This is a genomic window from Streptococcus oralis (assembly GCF_001579175.1).
Lineage (GTDB): Bacteria > Bacillota > Bacilli > Lactobacillales > Streptococcaceae > Streptococcus > Streptococcus oralis_O.
In genome coordinates, this window is the sequence record NZ_KQ970760.1 from 219,978 (window position 1) to 225,318 (window position 5,341).

General features: G+C 41.3%; 4 protein-coding genes. 2 read left to right on the forward strand and 2 right to left on the reverse strand.

Annotated elements, in window-relative coordinates:
- Both SORDD24_RS05380 and SORDD24_RS05385 read right to left on the reverse strand, forming a co-directional pair.
- Window positions 1-964: LacI family DNA-binding transcriptional regulator (locus SORDD24_RS05380; protein ID WP_061408356.1), on the reverse strand; the 964-nt coding region annotated here is incomplete at its 3' end.
- Entirely contained in the window at window positions 945-2,399 is a 1,455-nt protein-coding gene (locus tag SORDD24_RS05385) for a sucrose-6-phosphate hydrolase (protein WP_061408359.1), read from the reverse strand. The genes SORDD24_RS05385 and SORDD24_RS05380, both read right to left, overlap by 20 nt.
- 366 nt (window positions 2,400-2,765) lie before the next feature.
- On the opposite strand from SORDD24_RS05385, the gene SORDD24_RS05390 reads away from it, so the two are divergent.
- Both SORDD24_RS05390 and SORDD24_RS11660 read left to right on the forward strand, forming a co-directional pair.
- Window positions 2,766-4,703 carry a sucrose-specific PTS transporter subunit IIBC gene (locus SORDD24_RS05390; protein WP_061408362.1) on the forward strand — a complete coding sequence of 646 codons (1,938 nt, stop codon included), beginning with the start codon at window positions 2,766-2,768 and terminating at the stop codon, window positions 4,701-4,703.
- Between the two features lie 157 nt (window positions 4,704-4,860).
- Window positions 4,861-5,341: ROK family protein (locus SORDD24_RS11660; protein WP_231082683.1), on the forward strand; the 481-nt coding region annotated here is incomplete at its 3' end.

A 5,341-nucleotide genomic window follows, 5' to 3' on the forward strand; every position in this document is an offset into this window, starting at 1 on the left:
AAATACTTTTTCCTGGTAATAAGGTGACTGGTAAGAAGTAACCAGTTGTCGCGACCTCCTTGCCTTCGATCTTCTGCAAGAGGAGATCGACAGTGAGGTGGGCAATCTCTTTCATAGGTTGCTTAATCGTTGTCAGGTGAGGATAGTAGTTCTCAATAAAGTAAGTCCCGTCATAGCCGATGACTTTGAGCTCTTCAGGAACAGAGATTCCCAGTTCTTGAGCAATTTTGATAACCAAAATGGCTGTCAAATCATCTGAAGCAAAGATAGCATCTGGTTTCTGATGAGTCAAGATATTCTTGATTTCCATTTCTTTTCTGACGGGAGAAAAGTCACTCGAAACATTGATAATAGGAGCTTTTGGGAGAACAGAAGCAAAGCCAGCATGACGCAGTCCAGTAGGCGAGTTGGAATTGTCATTTCCTGTAATCATGATGATAGACTGGGCACCTGTCTTGACCAAGGTTTGGGCAGCGAGAACCCCGCCACCGTAGTTGTCAGAGGAGACAACAGGAATGTCTGGAGACAAGTTTCGGTCAAAGGAAATGATTGGGGCAGTCACACGATTGTAGTCTTCGATTCCCAAGTTGTGACTTCCAGAAATGATACCGTCGACCTGATTGGCCTCCAGCATTTCAATGTACTCCCGTTCTTTTTCAGAGTCATGTTCGCTGTTACAGATGATGGTCTTGTATCCATTCTTAAAGAGTTGGTGTTCCAACTTACCAATCAATTCTGCGTAGAAAATGTTGGAAATGTTAGGAAAAATCAAGCCGATTAACTTAGCTGATTTTCCTTGGAGGCTACGAGCTAAATTGTTGGGCTTATAGCCCAATTCTCTCATGGCTTCATTGACCTTGAGAATGGTTTTTTCAGACAGATAGCCTTTTTTATTGATAACCCGTGAGACGGTAGTGGGGCTGACGCCTGCAAGTTTGGCGACATCAGTTAGTTTTGCGACCATAATCTAATTCATAATAAGTTCCGGTTGGCTTTCCAGACTTAATCAGGATACCGTTTTGATCGGCATGCGGAAAGACGCGACCAGAAAATACTTTTTCTCCTTTATTGATAAAAATTTCAAAGACAGAATTGTCGATGAAGATGTTAGCAGTAGTAGTTTGATTGTCGATTGGGCAAGAACGAGTGGTTCCAAATTCTTGGGCATACTGTTCTCCAGCCTGGCTACGGTCTACTGTAACTTGACCATTTACAAGGTCAAAGTTGATTGAAAGTCCCTTGCCTTCTTTGTCAGCAAGGAAGACAATCTCGCTCTGGCTATTGGCTTCCAAGTTGAGCTCCAGTTCATAGGTGTTATTAGTTTGAGCACGATTTGAAAAGGGTTCCTCAGAGGCACGAAGTTCTTTGATAGCTGCGACAGGGTATTGATAGAGTTTGCCATCTTTAATAGTGAGTTCCTTGACCAATGAAAAGGTTCCTTGGTGGTCAAAACGATCAGATGGGTAGGCTATATCTGGTAGCCCAAGCCAGCTGACAGACAATGCACGTCCGTCTGGAGCGTTAAAGGCTTGAGTCGCATAGGCTTCGAAACCATAGTCTAGGTTGTGAAGGGGTGACACATCTACCATTTTGGCATTTTCAGGATCAAAGGAAACCCCGATTTTGTACATATTTGGAAAGATATTATCGTAGTCTAGAACTTTTTTATCCAATCCTTGTGGGCAGTAGAGAAGGACAGGTTGCTCCCCTACAAAGACCAGATTTGGGCATTCCATCATGTAGGCAGTGCGATCGTTAGCAAAGTCAAGGTTACCAACTGCTTGCCAGTTTGTGTAATCATTGTCTACAGCCTTGTAGAGACGGACGAAGCCTTTTTTCTCCAAGTCCTGTCCACCAACGATAGCATAGTCTTGACCTTTGAAGTTAAAAATTTGCGGGTCGCGGAAGTGGTCAGTAGAGTCTGCTGGTTGGTCAATCAAGACCTTGTCAATCTTCGAAATATTGCCACCTTTGTCCAAAAGAGCGCCAATCTGGTAGGGGTGACGGATCCAGTTTTCATCACGGACATTCCCAGTATAGAATAGGAACAAGTTATCGCCAAACTGCATGGCAGAGCCAGAGTAGGCACCGTGACTATCGAGTTTTGTATCAGGCAAGACTTTGACATTAGTTTCTGAAAAGTGCACCAAATCATCACTTTCAAGCTGCACCCAAGACTTCAAGCCATGAGCTGCTCCAAAAGGAAAGTTCTGGTAAAAGAGAATCCATTTGCCATCAAAATAAGAAAAGCCATTTGGATCATTGAGAAGTCCTGTTTTTGGCTCAACATGGTAATGAGTGTGCCAAGGAGATTGTGCCATCTTTTCCTTGATTTCCTTGACTTCATCATCTGTCCAATCCTCGTAGCGTCTGTAGCGACGCTCTGTTGTCCATTCCATTATATCATTCCTCCGAAAGTTCTACTATCTTAATAGTAAACGTTTTCGACCAAAAAAGCAAGTCTTTAATGTTAAAAAATAGCAAAAAATGTCAAACGATTATCACAAAAGAAAAGGAGGATACTCGATTATTTTTCACCTAAAAAATGAAATACAAAAGCTTTGAACCCTCTAATAACAAGACATTTTTATGAGTAAATAGAAGAAATCAGTCAAAAACTATCAGAAATGGATATAAATAACAGAAGGAAAATAAAAATTTCTGCAAAACGCTTGACATATTTTGGAAACATGATAAAATAATAGTCGTAGGGCGAATAAAATCGCTTTCAAACAAGAACAAAATTTTATAAGGAGATTATTGCTATGGATTATAATAAAGTAGCTTCCGAGGTTATTGAGGCTGTTGGAAAAGATAATCTAGTAGCTGCAGCGCATTGTGCCACTCGTCTTCGTCTTGTATTAAAAGACGAATCAAAAGTGAATCAAGCAGCTTTAGATAATAATGCTGATGTGAAAGGTACATTTAGCACAAACGGACAATATCAAATTATTATTGGTCCCGGAGACGTTAACTTTGTCTACGCAGAAATCATCAAGAAAACTGGTTTGAAGGAAGCTTCAACAGATGATTTGAAAGAAATTGCTAATAAAGATAAAAAGTTCAATCCTTTGATGGATTTGATTAAGCTCTTGTCAGATATCTTTGTTCCAATCATTCCTGCCCTGGTTGCAGGTGGTCTTTTGATGGCATTGCGTAACTTCTTGACATCGCCAGATTTGTTTGGACCTCAATCAATTGAAGATATGTACCCTGCTATCAAAGGCTTCTCAGCTATGGTTCAATTGATGTCTGCAGCTCCATTTATGTTCTTGCCTGTTTTGGTAGGTATTTCAGCAGCTAAACGTTTTGGAGCAAACCAATTCCTTGGTGCGGCTATCGGTATGATTATGACCACACCAGATTTGGGTGGTAAAGAAGCTTTTTGGGATATTTTAGGTTTTCATGTTACACAAACAAACTATGCTTATCAAGTAATCCCAGTCCTTGTAGCTGTCTGGTTGTTGGCAACTTTAGAAAAATTCTTCCACAAGAAATTGCCTTCTGCGGTTGACTTCACCTTTACTCCGCTTTTATCAGTTATGATTACAGGATTCCTAACTTTTACAGTTATTGGTCCTGTGATGTTAGTGGTTTCTGATGCGATTACTAATGCTATTGTATGGCTATACAATACTACAGGTGCATTTGGTATGGGACTCTTTGGTGGCACTTACTCATTGATTGTTATGACTGGTCTTCACCAATCATTCCCTGCTATTGAAACTCAGTTATTATCGGCATACAATAATAACGGTACTGGATTTGGTGACTACATCTTTGTTGTTGCTTCAATGGCAAACGTTGCGCAAGGTGCAGCCACTCTTGCTATTTACTTCTTGACTAAAAATGCTAAGACTAAAGGTTTGTCAAGTTCAGCAGCTGTTTCAGCCTTCCTTGGTATCACTGAGCCTGCTCTCTTTGGGGTAAACTTGAAATACAAATTCCCATTCTTCTGTGCTCTTGCTGGTTCAGCAGTTGGTGCCTTTGTGGCAGGATTAACTCATGTCATTGCAGTTTCTTTGGGAGCAGCTGGCTTTATCGGATTCCTTTCTATTAAAGCAGGATCAATTCCAATGTATGTGATTGCAGAACTTATTTCCTTTGCTGCAGCCTTTACCTTGACTTATTTCTATGGTAAAACAAAAGCAGCAGGTGTCTTTGCTGATGAAGCTGCAGCAGTAGCAACTACAGAAGTCACTGAAGTTAAAGTTGAAGAGGCAAATGCCGAAGAAACTGTAACTAGCAAAAACGAAACAATCCAAACTCCAATCGTTGGGGACGTAGTTGCTCTTGAGAATGTTAACGACCCAGTCTTTTCAAGTGGTGCAATGGGACAAGGAATCGCTGTAAAACCAAGCCAAGGCGTGGTATACGCACCAGCTGATGCAGAAGTATCGATCGCCTTTGCTACAGGACATGCCTACGGTTTGAAGACAGCTAATGGAGCTGAAATCTTGATCCACGTTGGGATCGATACGGTGACTATGAACGGTGAAGGCTTTGAACAAAAGGTTGCTCAAGGCGATAAGGTCAAAGCTGGTGATGTTCTTGGAACCTTTGACTCAAACAAAATCGCTGCTGCAGGTCTTGACGACACAACAATGGTTATCGTAACCAACACTGCAGATTATGCTTCTGTGACACCAGTCGCAAGTGGTTCAGTTGTCAAGGGTGACGCGATCATCGAAGTGAAAGCCTAATCCTCTTCAAGAATCCAATCTAAAAACAAAACGAACAAATGACATGTTTGTTCGTTTTTGTTAGATGTTAAGATTTACAGAGGAAAATCTAAAATATAGAGAAATGTAGCTCTTCAAAATGTGCTATAATAAAGAAAATAAAAACAAGAGGTTTATCATGACAAAATTATACGGAAGCTTAGAAGCGGGCGGTACAAAGTTTGTCTGTGCTGTCGGTGATGAAAACTTTAATGTTGTGGAAAAAACACAATTTCCAACAACAACTCCTATCGAGACAATCGATAAAACCATCGAGTTCTTTTTAAAATTCGATAATCTTGCAGGTCTTGCTGTCGGTTCCTTTGGTCCCATCGATATCGACAAAAACTCAAAAACCTATGGCTTTATCACAACGACTCCAAAACCAAACTGGGCAAATGTAGACTTGCTTGGTGCTCTTCGCCGCGCCCTTACTGTACCCATGTATTTCACCACAGACGTAAACAGCTCTGCTTATGGTGAAGTGGTTGCCCGTAACAATGCTGGGGGTCGTATCGAGAACTTGGTTTACTACACGATTGGTACAGGGATCGGTGCAGGTGTCATCCAACGTGGCGAGTTTATCGGTGGTGCAGGTCACCCTGAGATGGGGCACTACT